The 21,783-nt window shown below is 65.2% G+C and carries 23 protein-coding genes; 10 read left to right on the forward strand and 13 right to left on the reverse strand.

All coding sequences use genetic code 11. From position 1 onward, the window contains the following. Position 1: 1 nt before the first annotated feature. The 5 genes from OOT33_RS13005 to OOT33_RS13025 form a co-directional block, all read right to left on the reverse strand. Positions 2-808 (reverse strand): segregation/condensation protein A, encoded by an 807-nt coding sequence (locus tag OOT33_RS13005; RefSeq protein WP_307750449.1) that lies wholly within the window; start codon positions 806-808, stop codon positions 2-4. Then, positions 808-1,818 carry a beta-N-acetylhexosaminidase gene (gene nagZ, locus OOT33_RS13010; protein ID WP_307750450.1) on the reverse strand — a complete coding sequence of 337 codons (1,011 nt, stop codon included), beginning with the start codon at positions 1,816-1,818 and terminating at the stop codon, positions 808-810. The genes OOT33_RS13005 and nagZ overlap by 1 nt, the downstream gene beginning before the upstream one ends. A 329-nt stretch (positions 1,819-2,147) precedes the next feature. Beyond that, positions 2,148-2,876: an SPOR domain-containing protein gene (locus OOT33_RS13015; RefSeq protein WP_307750451.1), complete on the reverse strand. Its 729-nt coding sequence runs from the start codon at positions 2,874-2,876 to the stop codon at positions 2,148-2,150. A 14-nt stretch (positions 2,877-2,890) separates the two neighbouring features. Beyond that, complete coding sequence (argS, locus tag OOT33_RS13020) at positions 2,891-4,618, reverse strand: arginine--tRNA ligase (protein ID WP_307750452.1); 1,728 nt, start codon at positions 4,616-4,618, stop codon at positions 2,891-2,893. A 198-nt stretch (positions 4,619-4,816) separates the two neighbouring features. Beyond that, the gene (locus OOT33_RS13025) at positions 4,817-5,473 is read right to left on the reverse strand and encodes a hypothetical protein (protein WP_307750453.1); all 657 of its coding nucleotides are present in this window, start codon (positions 5,471-5,473) and stop codon (positions 4,817-4,819) included. Positions 5,474-5,597: 124 nt separating this feature from the next. On the opposite strand from OOT33_RS13025, the gene ispH reads away from it, so the two are divergent. From ispH to OOT33_RS13075, 10 genes are all read left to right on the forward strand, one after another. Continuing rightward, entirely contained in the window at positions 5,598-6,557 is a 960-nt protein-coding gene (gene ispH / locus OOT33_RS13030; protein WP_307750454.1) for a 4-hydroxy-3-methylbut-2-enyl diphosphate reductase, read from the forward strand. A gap of 2 nt (positions 6,558-6,559) precedes the next feature. Next, positions 6,560-7,537 carry a homoserine kinase gene (gene thrB / locus OOT33_RS13035; RefSeq protein WP_307750455.1) on the forward strand — a complete coding sequence of 326 codons (978 nt, stop codon included), beginning with the start codon at positions 6,560-6,562 and terminating at the stop codon, positions 7,535-7,537. Continuing rightward, positions 7,534-7,980 (forward strand): ribonuclease HI, encoded by a 447-nt coding sequence (rnhA, locus tag OOT33_RS13040; RefSeq protein ID WP_129403833.1) that lies wholly within the window; start codon positions 7,534-7,536, stop codon positions 7,978-7,980. The genes thrB and rnhA overlap by 4 nt, the downstream gene beginning before the upstream one ends. A gap of 19 nt (positions 7,981-7,999) precedes the next feature. Beyond that, a complete protein-coding gene (locus tag OOT33_RS13045; protein WP_307750456.1) occupies positions 8,000-8,365 on the forward strand; it encodes a GIY-YIG nuclease family protein in 366 nt (121 codons plus the stop codon). Positions 8,366-8,499: 134 nt separating this feature from the next. Beyond that, positions 8,500-11,418: an insulinase family protein gene (locus tag OOT33_RS13050; protein WP_307750457.1), complete on the forward strand. Its 2,919-nt coding sequence runs from the start codon at positions 8,500-8,502 to the stop codon at positions 11,416-11,418. 2 nt (positions 11,419-11,420) lie between these two features. Continuing rightward, entirely contained in the window at positions 11,421-11,723 is a 303-nt protein-coding gene (locus OOT33_RS13055; RefSeq protein WP_307750458.1) for a hypothetical protein, read from the forward strand. Positions 11,724-11,766: 43 nt separating this feature from the next. Continuing rightward, entirely contained in the window at positions 11,767-12,294 is a 528-nt protein-coding gene (locus OOT33_RS13060; protein ID WP_307750459.1) for a cytochrome b/b6 domain-containing protein, read from the forward strand. Positions 12,295-12,420: 126 nt separating this feature from the next. Continuing rightward, positions 12,421-13,119, forward strand: a complete 699-nt coding sequence (locus OOT33_RS13065) for a response regulator (protein ID WP_307750460.1) — start codon at positions 12,421-12,423, stop codon at positions 13,117-13,119. 1 nt (position 13,120) lies between these two features. Continuing rightward, positions 13,121-14,452, forward strand: a complete 1,332-nt coding sequence (locus tag OOT33_RS13070) for a FecR domain-containing protein (protein ID WP_307750461.1) — start codon at positions 13,121-13,123, stop codon at positions 14,450-14,452. Continuing rightward, a complete protein-coding gene (locus tag OOT33_RS13075) occupies positions 14,449-16,353 on the forward strand; it encodes a CHASE2 domain-containing protein (protein ID WP_307750462.1) in 1,905 nt (634 codons plus the stop codon). The genes OOT33_RS13070 and OOT33_RS13075 overlap by 4 nt, the downstream gene beginning before the upstream one ends. Here OOT33_RS13075 and OOT33_RS13080 read toward each other — a convergent pair. From OOT33_RS13080 to OOT33_RS13115, 8 genes are all read right to left on the reverse strand, one after another. Then, positions 16,350-16,940 (reverse strand): hypothetical protein, encoded by a 591-nt coding sequence (locus OOT33_RS13080; protein ID WP_307750463.1) that lies wholly within the window; start codon positions 16,938-16,940, stop codon positions 16,350-16,352. The genes OOT33_RS13075 and OOT33_RS13080 overlap by 4 nt on opposite strands. A 223-nt stretch (positions 16,941-17,163) precedes the next feature. Further along, a complete protein-coding gene (locus OOT33_RS13085) occupies positions 17,164-17,526 on the reverse strand; it encodes an iron-sulfur cluster assembly accessory protein (protein WP_307750464.1) in 363 nt (120 codons plus the stop codon). A gap of 20 nt (positions 17,527-17,546) precedes the next feature. Then, on the reverse strand, positions 17,547-18,020 hold the full coding sequence (locus tag OOT33_RS13090; protein WP_307750465.1) for an SUF system Fe-S cluster assembly protein: 474 nt from the start codon (positions 18,018-18,020) through the stop codon (positions 17,547-17,549). After that, positions 18,017-19,258, reverse strand: a complete 1,242-nt coding sequence (locus tag OOT33_RS13095; protein ID WP_373690577.1) for an aminotransferase class V-fold PLP-dependent enzyme — start codon at positions 19,256-19,258, stop codon at positions 18,017-18,019. The genes OOT33_RS13090 and OOT33_RS13095 overlap by 4 nt, the downstream gene beginning before the upstream one ends. A gap of 59 nt (positions 19,259-19,317) precedes the next feature. Then, entirely contained in the window at positions 19,318-20,088 is a 771-nt protein-coding gene (locus OOT33_RS13100) for a SufD family Fe-S cluster assembly protein (RefSeq protein WP_307750466.1), read from the reverse strand. Further along, on the reverse strand, positions 20,085-20,399 hold the full coding sequence (locus OOT33_RS13105) for a hypothetical protein (RefSeq protein WP_307750467.1): 315 nt from the start codon (positions 20,397-20,399) through the stop codon (positions 20,085-20,087). The genes OOT33_RS13100 and OOT33_RS13105 overlap by 4 nt, the downstream gene beginning before the upstream one ends. Continuing rightward, entirely contained in the window at positions 20,396-21,250 is an 855-nt protein-coding gene (gene sufC, locus OOT33_RS13110; RefSeq protein ID WP_307750468.1) for a Fe-S cluster assembly ATPase SufC, read from the reverse strand. The genes OOT33_RS13105 and sufC overlap by 4 nt, the downstream gene beginning before the upstream one ends. Then, complete coding sequence (locus OOT33_RS13115; protein WP_307750469.1) at positions 21,234-21,605, reverse strand: hypothetical protein; 372 nt, start codon at positions 21,603-21,605, stop codon at positions 21,234-21,236. Before OOT33_RS13115 ends, sufC begins: the two co-directional genes overlap by 17 nt. Positions 21,606-21,783: the final 178 nt, after the last annotated feature.

Raw genomic sequence — 21,783 nt, forward strand, 5'->3', positions numbered from 1 at the left:
CTCATGCCTCCGCCTCCTCGCGCGCATCCGCCTCCGCGCCGGCCGCCACGCGCATGAAGATCGGCTCGAAAATACCGTCCTGCCGGATGTCCACCCTGCCCTGCCGCGCCAGCTCCAGCATCGCGACGAAGCTCGACGCCAGCGCCGATCGGCCCAGCGCCCCACCGACGCCCTCGGGCAGGAAACTCTCCAGCCGCGCCCAGTCGAGCCGCGCGCCGACCAGCCGCCCCACCCGCTCGATCGCCTCGTCGAGCGTCATCACCGGGCGGCGCGATACCACATGCACCACCGGTGCGGTGCGCGCCTTGACCTGCCCATAGGCCGCGACCAGCTCATAGAGGCTCGCCTGCCACAGCGCCTTTTTGTCGACGCGCAGCCCCTCGGGCGCGCCGCGCGCAAACACATCGCGCCCCAGCCGATCCCGCGCGAGCAGCCGCGCACCGGCATCGCGCATAGCGGAAAGCCTCTGAAGCCGCAGGTGCAGCCGAAGCGCCAGCTCTTCGGGCGAGGGCTCTTCCTGCATCGCCTTGGGCAGCAGCAGCGCGGACTTGAGATAGGCCAGCCATGCCGCCATCACCAGATAGTCGGCCGCCAGCTCCAGCTTCAGCGCCTTGGCGCCGGATATGAACGCCAGATATTGCTCGACGAGCGCGAGGATCGAAATCTGCTTGAGGTCCACCTTCTGCGAGCGCGCGAGCGTGAGCAGCAAGTCGAGCGGCCCTTCCCAGCTCTCGAAACTCAAGGTCAGCACATCGTCGGCCGCGCGGGGCGGTTCGAACAGATCGAACGCTTCCTCGCGCCCCGCCATCAGGCCATCACCCCCAGCAGCGCGTCCCGCTGGGCCAGCATCTCCTCCAGCGGCATGTCATCCACCGCCTTACCCGCCCCCGCCATCGCCCGGTCGAGCCGCGCGCGCGAAATCTCGTAAATATCGGGCAGCACGTTCGCGATCCCCGCCATATCCTCCATTCGCGCCCAGCAATTGAGCGCAAGGTCGCACCCCGCTGCCACGACACCCGCCGCAAGGGATGGGATATCCCCCTGCAACGCCTTCATGTCGAGATCGTCGGAAATCAGCAGCCCGTCGAACCCGATGCGCTGGCGGATGATCTGTTCGATGACCACGGGCGAGAGACTCGCGGGCCGCTCCGCATCCCAGGCGGTATAGATGATATGCGCGGTCATCCCCATCGGCGCGGCCTTCAGGCGGATGAACGGCTCAAGGTCGCTCTCCAGCGTCGCCGCGTCGGCGGCAACGGTCGGCAGGTCATGATGGCTGTCCACCATTGCGCGGCCATGCCCGGGCATGTGCTTGACGATGCCGACCACGCCGCCCTCGCCCAACCCCTCCAGCACCGCGCGGCCCAGCGCCGCCACGCGCATCGGCTCCGCGCCAAGCGTGCGGTCACCCATGATGTCGGACGCCCCCTCCTGCCGCACATCGAGCAGCGGCAGCGCATCCACGGTGATGCCTACCTCGCGCAAGGTTTGCGCAATCGCGCGCGCATTCCACCGCGCCGCCATCATCGCCGATGAGGGCGCAACGTCATAAAGTGCATCGAACCGCTGCATCGGCGGGAAGGCAGGCCAAACCGGCGGCTGCATCCGCGCCACGCGCCCGCCCTCCTGATCGATCATGATGAGCAGGTCGTCGCGGCCGTGCAGCGCGCGCAGATCGTCCGTCAGCGCGCGCAGCTGCGCCTTGCCCACGCAGTTGCGCTTGAACAGGATGTAACCCGCAGGCTCCGCCTCGCGAAAAAACGCGCGCTCCTCCGCGCTGAGGCTTTCCCCCGCCATTCCGAAAATCACCGGCTTCATGGGCGGAGACTAGCGGCGGCCAGCATAATGCGAAAGGGAAAATACGGAAGGCGCTATGGTGTGGATAGCTGCCTGATCCTCACCGTCACCCCGGGCTTGACCCGGGGTCCCGCTGTTCTGTCAGGCCAGCAGATCGAACAGATCGCGCCATTCCGGACTGCCACCCTCGATCCGGTCAAACTTCCACTGGCGCCGCCAGCGCTTATAGACCCATCCGCCCTGTATGGTGTCACATATCTTCGGAACATCAAAAAAGCGGGACCCCGGGTCAAGCCCGGGGTGACGAAGGAGGAGATGTCCGCAATGATGCAGTGTCCGGACAGACCGCCTCAGTTCACCACCAGACAGTTCTCGCCCGCTACCTTCAGCTTGCCGCAGAGTATCCCCGCCTGCGGGGTTGCCGCGCGGAGGCGGAAGAATTGCGTGCCGTTCACCGTCACCGGCTCGATATGATAGGTAAGCGCGCCGAGATAGTCGAAGCGCTTGGAGAGCCGCGTCCAGCTCGATCGTGCCAGCGCCTCGCTGTTATAGGCGCCGAGCTGGATCATCGGCCCACTGGTCTTGGCTGCGGGCGCTGCGGCAGGGGAAGCCTTGGGCGCTGCCAGCTGCTGCCCCAGCTTTGAGACCGGCATGACGACCTTCGGCCCGGTCAACACGGGCGTGGCTGTCTTGGCGCCTGCCGCTGCGTCGGCGCTGGCGGCGGTCGTTGTCATCGGCGCTTCGGGCAGCTTGGAGGGGTCGATCACGCCGCCCCGCTCCTTGCCCTCGCTTGCGGCAAAGGTCTCGTCCCCCTCGCCCGCAAACTTCTTGGCGTCGGCGCTCTTGGCCGGGATCTTGTATGCCCCCTTCGGCGCGGACAGGACCTGCGGCTCTTCCTGTTCGGCGAAATAATTGCGGATCATATAGACGGCGCCCACCACCAGGCCCAATATGGCCAGCCCGGCGAGGATCAGCGCACCCAGCCGAACCAGCGAGACTTCATCCTCGCCGTCGTCCTCATAGGCAGGTTCCAGCCACGGCAGACGGTCCTCATCGTCAAGGGCGAGGGTGTCGTTCATGCCGTTGTTCGCCATCACTGCAACTCCGAAAGTGCCTCCACTCCCATGAGGGCAAGGCCGTTGCGCACAATCTGCCCGATTTGCTGCGCCAAGAAAAGCCTAACAGCGGTGATATGAGCGTCGTTAACCACGATTATTCGCCGCGCTGCATCATCGTTGCCCATGTTCCACCAGCTATGGAAGGAGGCCGCCAAATCCCCTAGAAAAAAGGCGATTCTGTGCGGCTCGCGGGCCTGTGCAGCCGCCTCGATAATGCGCGGATATTGCGCTGCAAGCTTGACAAGCGCCAGCTCTTCCGTCCCAAGGCGGGACAGGTCTGGCGCGGGCAGCGCCATGCCCGCCTCCGCCGCCTTGCGCCCGAGCGATGCGATCCGCGCATGCGCATATTGCACATAGAACACCGGATTGTCCTTCGAGGCTTCCACCACCTTGGCGAAATCGAAGTCCATCTGCGCGTCCGCCTTGCGGGTCAGCATGGTGAAGCGCACCACATCCTTGCCGACCTCGCGCACCACATCGGCGAGCGTCACGAAGTTGCCCGCGCGCTTGGACATCTTCACAGGCTCGCCATCGCGCAGCAGGCGCACCATCTGCACCAGCTTCACGTCGAAGCGCGCCTTGCCTTCCGTCAGCGCCGCGACCGCCGCCTGAATGCGCTTTACCGTTCCGGCATGGTCCGCGCCCCATATGTCGATCAGCTGATCGGCCGATTGCGCCTTCTGGAAATGATAGGCCATGTCCGCGCCAAAATAGGTCCAGCTGCCGTTGGACTTTTTGATCGGCCGGTCCTGATCGTCGCCGAACTTGGTGGAGCGGAACAGCGGCAGCTCAACCGGCTCCCAATCCTCCGGCGTCTCGCCCTTGGGCGCTTCCAGAACGCCGTCATAAACAAGATCATGGTCCCGCAGCCACGCCTCGGCGGCTTCCGGTTTCTTCGCCGCCTGCAATTCGGCCTCGGAGGCGAAGACATCATGATGGATGCCGAGCAGCGCGAGGTCGCTCCGGATCATCTCCATCATCGCCGCCACCGCGCGGGTGCGGAACAGGACGAGCCAGTCGGCTTCCGGCGCGCCCACGAACCGTTCGCCATATTCCTCAGCCAGCGCCTGCCCCACCGGCACCAGATAATCACCCGGATACAGCCCCTCCGGTATCTCGCCGATGTCCTCGCCCAGCGCTTGCGCGTAGCGCAGATGGGCCGAGCGCGCGAGCACATCGACCTGCCCACCCGCGTCATTGATATAATATTCGCGGATCACCTTGTGGCCGACGGCTTCCAGCAGGGTGGCGAGCGCATCGCCCACCACCGCCCCCCGGCAATGGCCCATGTGCATCGGCCCTGTGGGGTTGGCCGAGACATATTCGACGTTGACGGTAACGCCCGCGCCGCTGCTTGACCTGCCGTAGTCCGCGCCCATCTGCTCGATCGCGCGCAGCTCCCCCGCCCATGTCGCGGCCGTGAGGGTCATGTTGATGAAGCCCGGCCCGGCGATCGAGACGCTCTCCACCTCCTCGAGCGCGTCCAACCGTGCGGCGATCTTTTCAGCGAGCGCGCGCGGGTTCAGCCCGGCGGGCTTGGCCAGCACCATCGCGGCATTGGTGGCGAGGTCGCCATGGCTCGCGTCGCGCGGCGGCTCCACCGTCACCGCCTTGCGGTTGATGTCAGCGGGCAGCTCCCCGCTCGCGATCATGCCATCGAGCAGCGCATCCATGTGCGCGGCGAAACGAACGTAGAGTGTCAAAGCTCGGACCTTACTCTTCCTGTAATCGCATTAAACGAACATCGAAAAACGAACATCGAAGCGGTCTGATATTTGGTTCAGGTGGAGCCGAAAAGCATGATTTTCGAGTATCGGAGCGCAGCGTACTTCAAGGTACGTGAGCACCGAAACGCAGAAAATCGGGCTTTGCAGGCCCGCATGGGCCGAATATCAGGCCGCTTACCGCGTCGCGTTATATTTGAACTGCTCGGGCGTGAGATTAAATCCAACCAGCAGCTCAAAGCTGGTTCGCTGCAACGCCGCGCGCACTTCGGGGAGCGTGAACGGGTCGATCGCCGCATCTTCCTCGCCGGATTTGCGCTTCTGGGTGATCTTGCGCTGCACATCGGCCGGCAGGCTCGCCTGCGCGCGGTCGACATAGGACGCCGCCTTGGCCGAAGCCTGCGCGCGATACTGGCCCGCCGCGAAACTGACGCGCACCGTGCCCACCCGCTTGGCGATCACAGCGTTGCCGCCGCGCACCACGACCGAATAATAAGGCAGGTCCACATCGCGTGCCGCAGAAGCATCGCGGCGGCTCGCCTGCACGTCGAACGTCGCCTCGGTATAATATTGGTCCGCCGTTTCCGAGCAGGTCGAGCGCAGATTGGTCATGCTCGCCACCACGTCGATGGCGGCGGCATCGGTGCTGCCTGCGGGGTTGAACAGCGTCACGTCGCCGGTCTGCGCCGGGATCGCCGCCACCGGGCAGGCGCTGCGCACCGCAATGATGCCGCCGGTTTCATCGAGATCGCCCTTCCTGGAGCACGCCCCGAGCGCGAGCAGCGCGACGGCGGCAATCGAGAAAGTCCTCAAGGGGTGGCGAGCTGGTGTCACGGAATTTCCTTCGGCGGTAAGAACCGGCTTCTTATCGACCCTCTGCCAACCGCGCAACACAAAGCGCGCGTAATGTGCCGCCCCCACTAGCGTTCGCAGCCAATCCTGCCTAATGGCTCAGGGCATGACCGACGCCGCATCGCCCTACCCGCCGCTTGACCTGCTGATCGCCGCGCCGCGCGGCTTTTGCGCGGGCGTCGACCGCGCGATCATCATCGTCGAGCGCGCGCTGGAGAAATATGGCCCGCCCGTCTACGTGCGGCACGAGATCGTGCACAACAAGTTCGTGGTCGATAGCCTCAAGGCCAAGGGCGCGGTCTTCGTTGAGGAGCTGGACGAAGTGCCCGCAGACGTGCCGGTCGTGTTCTCGGCCCATGGCGTGCCCAAGTCGGTCCCGGCGGCGGCGGAAGAGCGCGGGCTGGATTATCTCGACGCCACCTGCCCGCTCGTCTCCAAGGTTCACCGCCAGGCCGAGCGGCAGGTCGAGGCCGGGCGGCACATATTGTTCATCGGGCACAAGGGCCACCCGGAAGTCGTCGGCACTTTCGGCCAGGTGCCCGACGGCGCGATGACCCTGATCGAGACCGAGGACGACGCGCGCGCAATCCAGCCCGCAGACCCCGCCAATCTCGGCTATCTGACGCAGACCACGCTGTCGGTCGACGATACCGCCGCGATCATCGGCATCTTGGAGGCGCGCTTCCCCGAGATCATCGCGCCCAAAGGCGAAGACATCTGCTACGCCACCTCCAACCGGCAGGCGGCGGTGAAAGCGATGGCGCAGGATTGCGATGCCGTGCTGGTGATCGGCGCCCCCAACAGCTCCAACTCGCTGCGCCTCGTCGAATGCGCCGAGCGCGCGGGAGCGAAGGCGCAATTGATCCAGCGCGGGGCGGAGATTGACTTCGGCTGGCTGGAAGGCGTGCGCACCTTGGGCATCACTGCGGGCGCCTCCGCGCCGGAAGTGCTGGTGCGCGAAGTCGTCGACGCCCTCGCCGCCCGCTTCGCCGTCACCGAGCGCACGGTGGAGACCGCGCGGGAAAACATCGCCTTCAAGCTGCCCAAGGGATTGGAGGTAGCGTAAGAGTGGCTGTCTACACCCACGTCCCCGCCGAAGACATGGCGCAGTTTCTGACCCGCTACGACACCGGCGAACTCGTCTCCGCCAAGGGTATCGCCGAAGGGGTGGAGAACAGCAATTACATGCTCGAAACCCGCCGGGCGAACGGCGCGTCGGAGCGCTTCATCCTCACCCTCTATGAAAAGCGCGTGGATGAGGCGGACTTGCCTTTTTTCATGGACCTGCTCGATCATCTCGGCGCGAACGGCTGCAAGGTGCCCCGCTTCATCGCGGACCGGGAGGGCCACAAGCTGCAACAGCTCGCCGGCCGGCCCGCCTGCCTGATCGAGTTCCTCTCCGGCATCTCGGTAACGGAGCCGACCCCCGCCCAGTGCCTCGCCGCTGGCCGCGCCATGGGCGAGCTTCACCGCGCGAGCGAGGGCTTCGCGCAGGAGCGGAGCAACGCGCTCGACCTCCACGGCTGGCACGACCTTGCCGACAAATGCGGCACGCATCTGGATGACATCGCCCCCGGCCTCGCCGCGCGGGTGGCGCAGGAGCTCGCCTTCCTCGACGCGCGCTGGCCAAGCGCGCTGGAACGCGGCGTGATCCATGCCGATCTGTTCCCGGACAATGTGCTGATGAGCGGAGACGCCGTCACCGGTCTCATCGACTTCTATTTCAGCTGCACGGACATCCGCGCTTATGATCTGGCAATCATGCACGGCGCGTGGTGCTTTGCGGCGGACGGGGGCGCGTATCACGCCGCGCGCGGCGCGGCGCTGGTGCGCGGCTATGCTGAGGCCCACGGGCTGACCGACGCCGAGCGCGCTGCCTTCCCGGTCCTGTGCCGGGGCGCTGCGCTGCGCTTTTTGCTCACCCGCGCCTATGACTGGATCAACACGCCGCCCGACGCCCTGGTGACGCGCAAGGATCCGCTCGCCTACCTCAAGCGCCTCGATTTCTATGCGCAGGCCAACCCGGCGGACCTGCTCGGCGCATGACCGGCCTCACCAAAGTCGAGATCTTCACAGACGGCGCGTGCAAGGGCAATCCCGGCCCCGGCGGCTGGGGCGCGGTGATCCGCTCCGGCCCGCATGAAAAGGAGCTGTCCGGCGGCGAAGCCGACACCACCAACAACCGCATGGAGATGATGGCGGCAGTGCAGGCGCTCTCGGCCCTCAAGCGCCCGTGCAAGGTTGTGCTGACGACGGACAGCGTCTATGTGCGAGACGGCATCACCAAATGGGTCCACGGCTGGCAGCGCAACGGCTGGAAAACGGCGGACAAGAAGCCGGTGAAAAACGCCGACCTCTGGCAAGCCCTCCTCACCGCCGCCGCCCCGCATCAGGTGGATTGGCGCTGGGTCAAAGGCCACAACGGCCACCCGGAAAACGAACGCGCCGACGTACTCGCCTGCGCCGCTGCGGAGAAGATGCGGGGGTAGTGCCCCCTCCTCCTTCGTCATGCTGAACTTGTTTCAGCATCCATTTCGCGGCAGGCTCCGCGATGTGATCGAAAAGCAACCTTGCGTCTACATCCTCGCCAGTAAGCCATATGGAACGCTATACATCGGCGTCACATCCGATCTCGTTACGCGGCTGTATCAGCACCGCTCTCATGCGGTTCCGGGTTTTACCAACCGCTATTCGGTTCACCTGCTCGTTCGCTATGAGATGTTCGGTGCTATGGAAAGTGCAATCCTGCGTGAGAAACAGCTGAAACGCTGGCACAGACAATGGAAAATCAATCTCATTGAGAGCGACAATCCGCATTGGGCCGACCTAGCGCCCTCGCTCGGGCTTGCGCCCTTGAGGCGCGATGGATGCTGAAACAAGTTCAGCATGACGAACTGGGCCCCCCCCATTCATCCCCGCTTCATCTCATCCCGCCAATTTGCGTTGCAGCGGCGCCGCGGGCGGCTATGCTCGTGCCCCATCACCATCACCGCACCCGAAAGCTGCTCATGCCCCCTGCCCGTCCCGTCCGCCGCGCACTCCCCCTGCTCCTCGCCCTCGCACCGCTGCCCCTCGCCCCGCTCGCGCTCGCACCCGTCCCGGCCTTCGCGCAGGCATCGGCGGCGGATCTCGTCTCCAAAGTCGACATCCCCTATTCGCAGTTCACCCTCCCCAACGGCCTGCGCGTCATCGTCCATACCGATCGCAAGGCGCCGGTCGTCGCCGTCTCGATCTGGTATGATGTCGGCTCCAAGCATGAGCCGAAGGGCAAGACGGGCTTTGCCCATCTGTTCGAGCATCTGATGTTCAACGGCTCGGAGCATGCGCCCGGCGACTATTTCGAGCCGATGCAACAGATCGGCGCGACAGACATGAACGGCAATACCTGGTTCGACCGCACGAACTATTTCCAGACGGTGCCGACCGGTGCGCTGGAAACCGCGCTGTTTCTGGAGAGCGACCGCATGGGCTATCTGCTCGGCGGGGTCGATCAGGCCAAGCTCGATAACCAGCGCGGCGTGGTGCAGAACGAAAAGCGGCAGGGTGACAATCAGCCCTATGGCCTCGTCGAATATGCGCAATTGGATGGCCTGCTGCCCGCCGATCATCCCTATGGCCACACGACCATCGGTTCGATGAAGGATCTCGATGGCGCGACGCTCGACGATGTGCGGAGCTGGTTCGTGGGGCATTATGGCCCCAACAACGCCGTGCTGGTGCTGGCGGGCGATATCGACGCGAAGACTGCCAAGCGCCTCGTCACCAAATATTTCGGAGCGATCCCGCGCGGGCCGAAGGTCGCGCCGGTGAAGGTCGATATTCCCGCGCTGCCTGCCCGCAAGGATGTGACGCTGAAAGATCACGTCGCCACCACGCGGCTCTATCGCTGGTGGGCAGTGCCGGGCCTTAATGACCCGGAAGCGACCCCGCTCGCCATCGGCGCGCATGTGCTGGGCGGCCTTGCCTCCTCCCGGCTCGACAACCAGCTCGTGAAGGGCGAGCAGCTCGCGGTTTCCGTCACCGCGCAGGTTCAGCAGTTCGCACAGCTCGGTATTTTCGAGGTGACGGCGGACGTCAAGCCCGGCGTCGACCCGGCCGTGCTCGCCAAACGGCTCGATGAAATCCTCGCCGACTATATCGCGAAAGGCCCCACCGCAGACGAGGTGCGCCGTGTGGCGATGAGCGACGTTTCCGCCCGCATCGGTTCCTTGGAGCAGGTGGGAGACAGCGGCGGCAAGGCTGCGGTGCTCGGCCAGGGCCTGCTCTATTCCAACGACCCCGGCCACTATAAGAAGGAACTGGCCGAAATCGCCGCCGCCACGCCGGAGCGGGTGCGTGCCGCCATGGGCAAGTGGCTCTCCCGCCCCGTCTTTGCGCTCTCGGTCGTGCCGGGTGAGCGGGATGCCTATGCCGAAGCGGGCAACGGCACCACCGCACCCGCCAGCGCCACCGCCGAAGCAGCGCCGGCGCCTACCACCGGCCCGGCGCCCACCAAGCCCTTCGCCAAGGATGTCGACCGCAGCCAGCTTCCCACCGTGGGCAGCTTCGCCAATGTCGATTTCCCGGCGGTCGAAACAACGACGCTCTCTAACGGCATCAAGGTCCACCTCGCGCGGCGCACCGGCCTGCCGACGCTCCGCCTCTCCGTCTCGTTCGATGCGGGCAAGGCGGCCGATCCCAAAACCGCGCAAGGTACGCAGGCGCTCACCCTCGCCATGCTCAAGGAGGGCACGGCCAGCCGCACCAGCATCCAGATCGCCGAGGAGCAGGAGCGCCTGGGCGCGAACATCAGCGTCGGCGCGTCGCTCGACCGCACCACCGTCTCGCTCTATGCGCTCACCCCCAATCTCGCGCCCTCGCTCGATCTGCTGGCCGATGTCATCCTCCACCCCGCGTTCGACGCCAAGGAGCTGGAGCGCGTGCGCGCCGGGCTGCTCACCGCAATCGCGCAGGAGCGGACAGACCCTCGCAGCCTCGCGCGGCGCACCTTCTTCCCGGCGCTCTACGGGCCGGAGCATCCCTATGGCGTAGGCAGCAGCGGCACCGGCGACCCCGCCGTAGTGGCGAGGCTGACCAGCCACGACCTCGCCGCCTTTCACCGCAAATGGCTGCGCGCGGATACGGCGGAAATCTTCGCCGTAGGGGACATTACGCTCGCAGATCTCACTGCCCAGCTCGAAAGCCGCTTCGGCCCCTGGCCGATGACGCGCGACCTGCCCGGCAAAAAGGACTTCAGCGCCGCGCCGCCCGCCGCCCGCCCGCGCATCATCTTGGTAGACCGCCCGCAATCGCCGCAGTCGATGATCTATGGCGGCATGATCCTGCCCGGCAAGGGTCGCGACGACATCACCGACCTCGTCGCAGCCAACGACATATTGGGCGGCAATTTCCTCGCCCGCATCAACATGGACCTGCGCGAGAGCAAGGGCTGGTCCTATGGCGCCTATTCGGTGGTGGAGCGCAACGCCGAGAATATTGCCTATGTCGTCGTCGCGCCGGTGCAGGCGGACAAGACCGGAGAGAGCATCGCCGCCCTGCGCACCAACATCACCGACTTCCTCGGCGGCAAGGGCATCACCTCGGCCGAGCTGGAGCGCACGGTGAACGGCTCGATCCGCGAGCTACCCGGCGGCTATGAGACATCGGGCACAGTTCTCAGCCAGATGCAGCGGGACGCGCTGTTGGGGCGCCCCTTTGACTATGTCGAAAGCCTCGCCACGCGCTACAAGGCGCAGACCGCGCCCGCGCTCGATGCCGCCGCCCGCGCCGCCATCAATCCCGCCTCGCTTTTCTGGGTCGTGGTGGGTGACAAGGCCGTCGTAATGCCACAGCTTGCAAAGCTCGGCCTTCCGGTAGAGATTGCGCCTGGGCAACCAAACGACTCAGGCAGCGCGCCTGCGCCCGCCGCGCACGAAGAGAGGAAATAAGCATGGCATCCGTCGATGGCGCCTATGACTGCACCACCAAGACGCCGATGGGGGATCAGCCCAGCGTGTTCACCGTCATCAGCAACGGCGGCACCTTCCACGGCACCAATGCCGGGCCATTGGGCTCGCTCGATGTGAAGAACGGCACGGTCGATGGCAACATGCTCAAATGGACGATGGACATGATCATGCCCATGCCGATGACGCTGGAATGCGAAGCCGTGGTAGAGGGCGACCGCCTCACCGGCACCATTCAGGCAGGCGCATTCGGCGCGATGGCGATGACGGGGACGCGAAGAACCTAACGTTGGCGGCGCGGGGCCGCTTTAGTCAGCCGGGGGGCTGGATATGAGTGATCAGGGGTTGGTGAAATATGACGGCGTCGCGCGGGCGCTGCACTGGGTCATGGCCTTGGCCATCATCATCGAACTGCGGTTGGGCCTTACCAGCGACGCATGGGAAGCCAATCCTTGGGCCCCCGGCGTTCACAAGTCCATCGGCCTCACAATATTGATGCTCACGCTATTTCGCCTGGGTTGGCGGTTGAAGCACACGCCCCCTGCCCTACCCGCAGATACGCCGCACTGGCAGGCGGTCTCGGCGCGAGGGCTGCATATCCTCTTCTACGTCATGATGATCGGCGTGCCGCTGTCGGGATGGATTTTCACATCCGCCGGGCCATATCCGCTCAACTGGTTCGGCCTGTTCGACATCCCGAAGCTCGCCGTGGTCAAGGGCAGCCTGCTGGCGGAGGCCGCGCACGAGGGACACGAAATCATGGGCACATTATTTCTGCCGCTGCTCCTGCTTCATGTCGGGGCCGCGCTCTATCATCACTTTCGCCTTAAAGACAAAGTGTTGAAGCGCATGCTCTGACAAACCGATACCCGTCGGCAACTAATAACTCAGTAAACAAGTGTAAAATTCCCGAAACACACAATGACACGGACATAATAGAACCATAAAGCCACGCGGAAATTCTGCCCATAGTTGGAGAGATTAATGCGGGTCGCCATTGCCGACGACGAAGAAACGATCCGTGAATTCATGGTCTCGCTGTTAAGCGACGGCGGGCACAAGTGCAGCACCTTCCGTGACGGAAGAGACCTGATGAACGCCATGATGCGCGACACGTTCGACCTCGTCATCATCGACTGGATGATGCCGACGTCGAGCGGCCTCGAAATCCTGCGCTGGGCGCGTGAGACGCTCTCCCCCTGCCCGCCGATCATCATGCTGACCAGCCGCTCGGACAAGGCGGACGTAGCCGAGGCCCTCAATGCCGGGGCGGACGACTATATCATCAAACCCGAATCCAAGAATGTGATCCTTGCCCGCGTCGAGGCGGTGATGCGCCGCACTACCCATCATCCCGAAAAGCAAAGCCGGGTGGAAGATTTCGGCCGCTACAGCTTCGACCGCATGACTCACAACGTGCTGCTCGATGGCGAGGAGATCATCCTCACCGCGCGGGAATTCTCGCTGGCGCGTTTGTTCTTCCTCAACCCCAACCGCGCCTTCTCGCGCGCCTACATCCTCGAAACCCTGTGGAACAGCGTGCCGGATCTGCCCACCCGCACGCTCGACATGCACATTTCGCGCATCCGATCAAAGCTTCGCCTCGGGCCGGAAAACGGCTATAGGCTTCAGACGATCTTCGGTCATGGGTATCGGCTGGAGGTGTTCGACGAGGAGGGGTGAGATGTGGGGACCGGGGATAGCGGCTGCTTGCCTGCGCGCCCTCGCCCCGGTTTTGCTCGCCGTCGCCACTCCCGCTCTGGCGGAAGACACCGTTTCCTACGCCGTTCGCAAGGGCGACAGCCTCTATGCGCTTGGCCAGCGCTATATGGAGCGGCGGGATGACTGGCGCATCGTCCAGCGCCTCAACCGCGTCGGCAACCCGCATCGGATCCCGCCCGGCACCCGCCTCACCATTCCCACCCGCCTGTTGAAGGGCGAACCGCTCACGGCGCGTATCATTGCTTTCAAGGGAGCAGCAACCCTTGTCCCCGCAGCCGGACCGGGCGCGCCGCTCGCCAGGGGCATGGCGGTGCTGCCCGGCGCGCTGATCGAGACCGGCGCATCGAGCTTCGCCACGCTGGAGCTGTCCAACGGATCGCGCATCGCCCTGCCGTCGAACACCCGCATCCGCGTTCGCGCGATGCGCCGCATCCTCCTTACGGGGTCGGTGGATTTCGATTTCCTCGTCGAACAGGGGCGGATCGAGACCAGCGTTGCGCCGCTGAAAGGCGCGGGGGATAGCTATCGCATCCGCACGCCCATCGCCACCGCCGCCGTGCGCGGCACGAACTTCCGCGTCGGCTATGAAGGCGGCGACGCACCCTCGCTCACCGAAGTGACGGAAGGCACCGTCGGCCTCGCGGCAGGCAAGGCGACGGCCGACATGGCGATCGAGCAGGGCTTCGGCGCCAGTGCCTCGGCGAACGGCACGGTTGAAAAGGAGGCGCTGCTCCCCCCTCCGGAGCTGATCGAACCGGGCAAGGTGCATACCGACCCGCTTGTGACCCTCCGCCTCTCGGCCGTCAGCGGCGCGCGCGGCTATCATGTTCAGATCGCGCGCGACGCCGGATTCGTCGAACTGGAGCGCGAGGCGACATCGCCCACACCCGATCTGAGCTTTGCCGACATACCCAACGGCCGCTGGTTCGTGCGCGCCACCGCCATCGCGGCAAGCGGCCTTGAGGGCATGCCGCAAAACTACACGATGCGCCGCGTGCTCGCCGGGATATCCGCCTCCGCCGAACAAGGAACGGAGGGCTGGCGCTTCGCCTGGTCGGGTAGTGGATCAGGCAAGCGGCTCTATCATTTCATCCTGAGGCCGGAGCGCGCGCAGGCTCCGCCGCTGGTCGATGAACCGGGGCTGGAGGCAGACTCGATCACGCTCTCAGACCTGCCGCCGGGCGTCTATGTCTGGCGGGTGGGACTGACCCAATATGAAGATGGAGACCGCGTAACCAACTGGCTGCCGCCGCAGCGGCTGATCGTCTCTCCGGATACGACCGGCAAGCCGTGAAGTCCCGCCGCCTCTGGCTGGAATGGCTGTTGATCGGGCTGGTGGCCAGTCTTACCTTGTACTTGGGCGAGCGGGCTGGATTGTTCGAGCGCGCAGAGCGTCTGCTTTACGATGCCACCGCGCCGCTCCGTGCCGCCCCGCCCGATGACGCCATCGTCATCGTCGCCATCGATCATGCCTCGCTCGAACAGGTTGGCAGATGGCCATGGCCGCGCGATGTTCACGCGCGCATGCTGGCGCGGCTTCAGGCGGCGGGCGCGAAGGCCATCCTCTATGACGTTCTGTTTGTCGAGGCTTCGCCGCACGACGCGGCGCTGGCCAGCGCGATGCGCGAAGGCCCACCCGTGTTCCTGCCGGTATTGTTCGATATTCCCGGCCCCAATGGCGCGCCCTATGCAGTCGAGCAGCCGCAGCCGGCACTGGCCAAAGCGGCGGCGGGCGTAGGCATCGTCAATCTGGAGCTGGATGGAGATGGCCGCGCCCGGCGGGTGGAGATGAAGGCGCGGGATGGGGCGCACTGGCTCCCCGCACTCGCGGAACTGGCCTATCGCGAGATGCGGAAAAGGCCCTCGCCCGCCTACCCAGATGAACGTGCCGCAACGCCGTCAGTGTACGTGCCCTTCAACCCCACCGGCAGCTTCCGCACCATCGGCTTCGCGCAACTGCTGAATGGCGAAACGCCAACTGCTTTGCTCAAGGGCAAGACCGTGATCGTCGGCGCAACCGCCACGGGCCTCAGCGATCATTACGCCGTGCCGGGCAGCGCGGACCTGATGCCCGGCGCGGAAGTGCAGGCAAATCTGCTGAGCAGCTTGCTCAATGACCGTCTCATCACACCGGTGAGCCGGGATTGGGGGACAGCGTGGTCGCTCGTCCCGCTCTGGCTGTTGATGCTCGCCTACTGGCGGCTCCTGCCGACGCAAGCGCTCGTCGTCACGTTTACGCTTGCAGGCGCGCTGGTGGTCGGCAGCATTGCCGCGCTGGCATGGACGGGCCATTGGGTTTCGCCAGTAGCCGCGCTGATCGGGATAGCGATCGTCTATCCACTCTGGAGTTGGCGCCGTCTCAGCGCCGTCACCCATTTCATCGACACGCAGGTTGAGGCGCTGCTCGCGCAGTCCGAACTTTCGCGCGCAATGCTGGGCGGACAGGGCGGAGATAGCATCGCGCGCCGCACCGAGCGCCTGACGCAGATCATCGCACTGATGCAGCGTAACGCTGCCGAACGGCAGGAGATGCTGCAATTTCTCAGCCACGACATGCGCGGGCCGCAGGCGGCGATCATCGCCCTGCTCGACAGCGAAAACGCCGGTGAATCGCCGGAGCAGCGCCGCACCACCCGCGCCCGCATCCGCCGCCACGCCGAAACGACCCTGGCGCTGGCGGACAATTTCGTCCAGCTCGCGCGGCTGGAAAGCCAGCCACCGGAATGCGTCCCGGTGGACGTGGGCGACGCGATGGCGCAGGCGATCGACTTGATCTGGCCGCAGGCGCAGCCCCATGGCGTCCGCCTAGACCGCAGCGCGATGGACGGCGTGGAATGCTGGGTGCTGGGCGAGGACGCCACTTTGGTGCGCGCCTTTACCAACCTGCTCGCAAACGCGGTGCAGGCCTCGCCCGGCGGCGGCGTCATCCGCTGCGCCCTCTCGCGCGAAGGCGATTTCGCGCTCGCCTGCGTGAGCGATGACGGACCCGGCCTGCCGCCCGAACGCCAGGCCAATCCCTTCGCCCGCTTCGGCTATAGCGGCGCGGCGTCTGGCGTGCGCGGCTCGGGGCTGGGGCTCGCTTTCGTGGCGGCCGCGGCCCGGCAATGCGGCGGCGAGGCGCTGTATGCGCAGGGGCCATCCGGCGGCGCGCAGTTCACGCTGCGCCTGCCGGTTTGGGAGGAGGATGAAGCCTAATCCCTGCCCGCGCTCTGAACCAGCCGCGCGCCCGCTGGCCGCGCCATATCCGCGACCGCCAGCCGCGCAAGCCGGGGCAGCGCCTCAGCCAGCCTGGCATGACAATGCGCCTCTTCCGCAGATCCGGCATAGCGCGTGTCCCCGCTCGTCCGGTCCGTAATGCTGATGCTCACGCGCAGCATCCTGTCCGCGCAGCTTTGCAACGGGCGGCGCTGCTTGGCAGGCGAAAGCGCCTCGCCTTGCCCCTTAGTCACGCCGATACCCGCCGGTCGTTCGGCAAGGCCCATCGAAAGCGCCTCGCCTTGCCCCTTGGTCACGCCGATACCCGCCGGTCGTTCGGCAAGGCCCATCGAAAGCGCCAATGGCGCGTCATCCACGATGCGATACCCCTTCTCTCGAAGTGCATCCGACAAAGCAGCGCGCGCGTCTGCCGTCTGTGCCTGCACTTCCACAGGGAGCGGCGCCCACATCAGCGCCGTATCGCTCGCCACCCCCGCCCCTGCCGAGCGCAGATGCGTCTCGACCGGCCCTGCACATGCAGCGGGGGCGAGAAGCAGGGCAAGGAACATACTTGGATGAGTCCGCATGGCCAATTCTTAGCCGCCGATCATGGCACATGCTAGGGCGGGATTGAAATTCAGTTCAGATGGAGCCGGGGCCGCAGGCGACCGCAGGGCAAAAGTCTGATTTTCGAGCATCTTGAATCGAGGCACGTGACTCGATTCAACGCAGCGTACTCAAGGTACGTGAGCACCGAAGCACAGAAAATTGGGCTTTGCAGGCCCGTATGGATTGAATTTCAATCCCGCCTTAGATGGTGAAGCTCTCGCCGCAGCCGCAGCTGCCCTTGGCATTGGGATTGTCGAACACGAACCCGGCCGTGAAATCATCCTCGCGCCAGTCCATTACGCTGCCGACAAGATAGAGCACCGATCCGCCGTCGATGTAGAACACCCCGCCGGGCGTCACGATCTTCTCGTCGAACTTCGCCTCTTCGGTCACATAATCGACCGAATAGGCAAGGCCTGAGCAGCCCCGGCGCGGGGTGGAGAGCTTGACGCCGATCGCCCCCTCCGGCGCGCGTGCCATCAGCTCCGCGATACGCTTCTCGGCCGACGGCGTCAGCGTAACGGCGGCAGGCCGTGCGCGCGGGGTCTTGGTCTCTACGGTCATAATCGTTCCTTAAGCCGTGGCTACAGCATCCCTAGTTCGAGTTTCGCCTCGTCGCTCATCAGTTGCGGATCCCACGGCGGATCCCAGACGAGGTTCACCTCCACATCACCTGCCCCCGGCACCGCGCCGACGCGCAGCTCCACCTCGGCGGGCATACTCTCCGCCACCGGGCAGTGCGGCGTGGTCAGCGTCATCGTCACAACCACATGGCCGTCGGTCACGTCGACGCCATAGATCAGGCCGAGGTCATAGATATTGACCGGGATTTCCGGGTCGTAAATCTCTTTCAGCGCCGCGATCACGCCCTCATACACGTCTCCGCCCGGCTCGCCCGGCGCCGCCTCTGCGGGCTGCTGGCTGAGGAAACCTTCGAGATAGTCGCGCTTGCGCTCCAGCTTGTCGGCCGCGCGCTCGCCCGCGTCCTCGACCCGCGCCTTGGGCGGAGGGGCCACCGCGTCCACTTCCTCGGTCATGATCTTGCGTTCCTCGTTCATCCGAAGATCTTCCTTACTCTTTCTATTCCCCGCACCAGCGCCGCGATGTCGCTCTCGTCGCTATAGATGCCAAAGCTCGCCCGCGCGGTGGCGGGCACTCCCAGATGGTCCATCAGCGGCTGCGCGCAATGATGCCCGGCGCGGATGGCGACGCCTTCCTCATCCAATATGGTGCCGACATCGTGCGGATGCACCCCCTGCACCTCAAAGGAAATAATGCCCGCGCTGTCCTCAGGGCCAAGCAAGCGCACGGAGTTGATCTGCGACAGCGCATCGCGTGCCTGGGCGACCAGCGCCGCCTCATGCGCGTGGATCGCGGAAAGGCCGATGCCCTCCACATAGTCCACCGCCGCCGCGAGCGAGACCGCCTCGACGATCGCGGGCGTCCCCGCCTCAAACCGGGTCGGCGCGGGGGCATAAGTGGTCTTCGCGAAGGTCACGCGGTCGATCATCGAGCCGCCCCCCTGATAGGGCGGCATCGCATCGAGCAGCTCTTTCCTGCCCCACAGCACCCCAATGCCGGTCGGCCCATAGAGCTTATGCCCGGAAAACACATAGAAATCACAGCCCAACGCGCCGACATCGACGGCCAAACGCGGCACCGCCTGACAGCCGTCGATCAGCAGCAGCGCGCCGACCGAATGCGCAATCTCCGCCGCTTGGCCGACATCGAGCGTCGATCCCAGCACGTTGGACACATGCGCCAGCGCGACCATTTTATGCGCAGGCGTGATCATCGCGGCCATGGCCTCAACGTCGATACGCCCATCCTCTGTGAGCGGCACGACATCGATCTGCGCCCCCGCCCGCTCCGCCGCCAGCTGCCACGGCACGATGTTGCTGTGATGCTCCAGCTGGCTCAGCAAGATGCGGTCGCCCGCCTGCAAGTTGGTCCCGCCCCAGCTCTGCGCAACGAGGTTTATCCCCTCGGTCGCGCCGCGCACGAACACGATCTCCTCCGCGCCCGCCGCGCCGATAAACCCCGCCACCCGCCGCCGTGCAGCCTCGAACGCCAGGGTCATGTTGGCCGAGCGCGCATAGACGCCGCGATGCACCGTGGCATAATCCTCGCCCATCGCCCGCGCCATCGCGTCAATCACCGCGCGCGGCTTCTGCGCGGTCGCGGCGGTGTCGAGATAATGCCAAGGCTGCCCATCGGCGGTCAGCAGGCCGGGAAAATCTCCCCTGATAAAGCCCCTCCCCTTTAGGGGAGGGGTTGGGGTGGGGGCGTCCGGCACAACCTCATCCCCACCCCCGGCCCCTCCCCTGAAGGGGAGGGGAGATTTTGTCGCCCCACTCATGCCAACCCCTCCAGCTTGGCCAAAGTCTCTAATTTGGAAAGCGCCGCCGCCTCGAACCGCTCGCGCTCCGCCTCGTCCGCGATCCCGTCAAACACGCCCGCAACGAACGCGCGTAGGAGCAGCGTCTGCGCAGTCTGCGGGTCCAGCCCGCGCGCCGCCATGTAAAACAGCGCCTGTTTGTCCAGCTCGCCGATCGCGCAGCCATGCGCGCATTTCACATCGTCGGCGAAAATCTCCAGCTCCGGCTTGGCGTTGGCGCTTGCTTGCCGCGAGAGCAGCATCGCCTTGACAGACTGGCTGGCGTCCGTGCCCTGCGCATGTTTGGCGACGCCGATCTTGCCCAGATAATTGCCCGTCGCCCGCCCGCCCAGCACCGTGCGCACCACCTGCTCGCTGGTGGCATCCGGCTCGGCATGGGTGACGGTAGTGACGACTTCCAGCGTCTGCTCGCCCCCGCCGATCACGGCCGCATGCAGCCCGAAATGCGCACCGCGTTCCAGCCGCACGTCGAACGTCACCCGGCCCAGCCGCCCGCCGCTGTTGAGCAGGTGGAAATCGAGCCGCGCGCCCTCTGCCAGCGTGATGACATAGTCCCGCACCACCACCGCATCGTCCGCCGCATCCTGCAACAGAGCGCGCGCGCCCTGCTCGCCCGGCCCCAGCACGATCCGCTCCGGCGCGGGCACCGGCCACACGGATGCCGCCGCCTCGATGTTGCTATAGCGCCAGTCCTCGGCCCGGCGCGTCGGAAGAGCGAGCGCGCTCATCGCGAATATTCCCGCAGACGGCGCATCGCGAGCAGCATTTCGGGCTTGCGCGGAGCGACGCAGGCGTTGACCGCCCCTACGCCCTTGGCCCCCCGCGCCACACAGCGCAGCGCCTCGTCGCACAGCATCTCGTCCAGCCGGTCCTCATCCGTCGTCGGGCGGGCGGCGCACACCGCCTTGCCGTGCGCATCGCGGCTGATCACAGCGCGCGCACGCTCCAGCCGCTGGCGCAGCAAAGTCGCCGTGCTCTCGTCCAGCACCGGCGGCGTGGCCAAAGTCGTGGCCGAAGCCAGGGCGAGCAACAAGATCACGCGGCCACCACCTCTGCATAGCCTTCGCGCTCCAGCTCCAGCGCCAGCTCCGGCCCGCCGGTCTTGATGATCCGCCCCTTGGAGAGCACATGCACGAAATCGGGCTTCACATAATCGAGCAGCCGCTGATAGTGGGTGATGAGCAGCACCGCCTTGTCGGGCTTGCGCATGATCGCGTTGATCCCGGCGCCGACCACGCGCAGCGCGTCGATATCCAGCCCGCTGTCTGTCTCGTCGAGGATCGCCAGCTTGGGGTCGAGTATGCCCATCTGCACCATCTCGGCGCGCTTCTTCTCGCCACCCGAAAAGCCGACATTCACAGGCCGCTTCAGCATCTCCATATCAAGGCCGAGCAGCGCCGCCTTCTCCTTGGCAAGCTTGATGAACTCCGCCCCCGAAAGCGGCTCCTCCCCGCGCACGCGGCGCTGGGAGTTAAGGCTCTCGCGCAGGAACTGCAGGTTCGACACGCCGGGTATCTCGACCGGATACTGAAAGCCAAGGAACAACCCCGCCGCCGCGCGCTCATGCGGCGCGAGGGAGAGCAGGTCGATTAAATCCCCCTCCCCTTCAGGGGAGGGGTTAGGGGTGGGGGAGGCAGTTTCATGCAACGCCGGGTCCAACGGAGCAGCCCCACCCCCAGCCCCTCCCCTGAAGGGGAGGGGAGCAAAGCGCACTTCACCCCCCGTCACCTCATAGCCCGGCCGCCCACCAAGCGTATAAGCCAGCGTCGATTTCCCCGCGCCATTCGGCCCCATGATCGCATGAACCTCCCCCGCGTTGATGCTGAGCGAGAGGCCCTTGAGGATCGGCTTGTCCCCGACGGTGTTCGAGAGGTTATTGATTTGGAGCATTGTCACGCTTTCCCCACTTTTCCTCAAACTGCCGCCGCATTTCACGAACCTTCCGCGTGCTTTCAGGGAACGTCGCTTCGCGATCCGTATCTATCTTGTCCAGCACGACTATTTTTTCCGACCCCGGGCCTAGGTCGCCTACGAGCATTGTTCTCGTCTGCGAATAGGCAGCTTTAGCTATTCCAAAAATTGCTTCGGGTGGAACCTCGGTTTCAGATGCTCTTTGTGCTGCCCGAGCCAGGCACTGATCGTAGATTATGGCCACCTGCATTGTCGTTAGCTGAGATGGGTCTTGGGCGCGTGCTACGCTAAGAGTCGAAACAGCCAGAATTATGCCGAAGATATTTTTTATCACCCCACCCTCCCCCAAAGAATCTCCGCGTCTCCGCGCCTCCGCGCGAACAAAATCTTTCTCGCGCAGAGACGCAGAGCCGCAGAGGAAAAAGAGAAACCGTCATGCTGAACTTGTTTCAGCATCCATCCCGCCTTCGGGAGCGAAGGATAATGAGGCGCGATGGACCCTGAAACGAGTT

The sequence above is a fragment of the Sphingobium sp. DEHP117 genome (genome assembly GCF_030867385.1).
GTDB lineage: Bacteria > Pseudomonadota > Alphaproteobacteria > Sphingomonadales > Sphingomonadaceae > Sphingobium.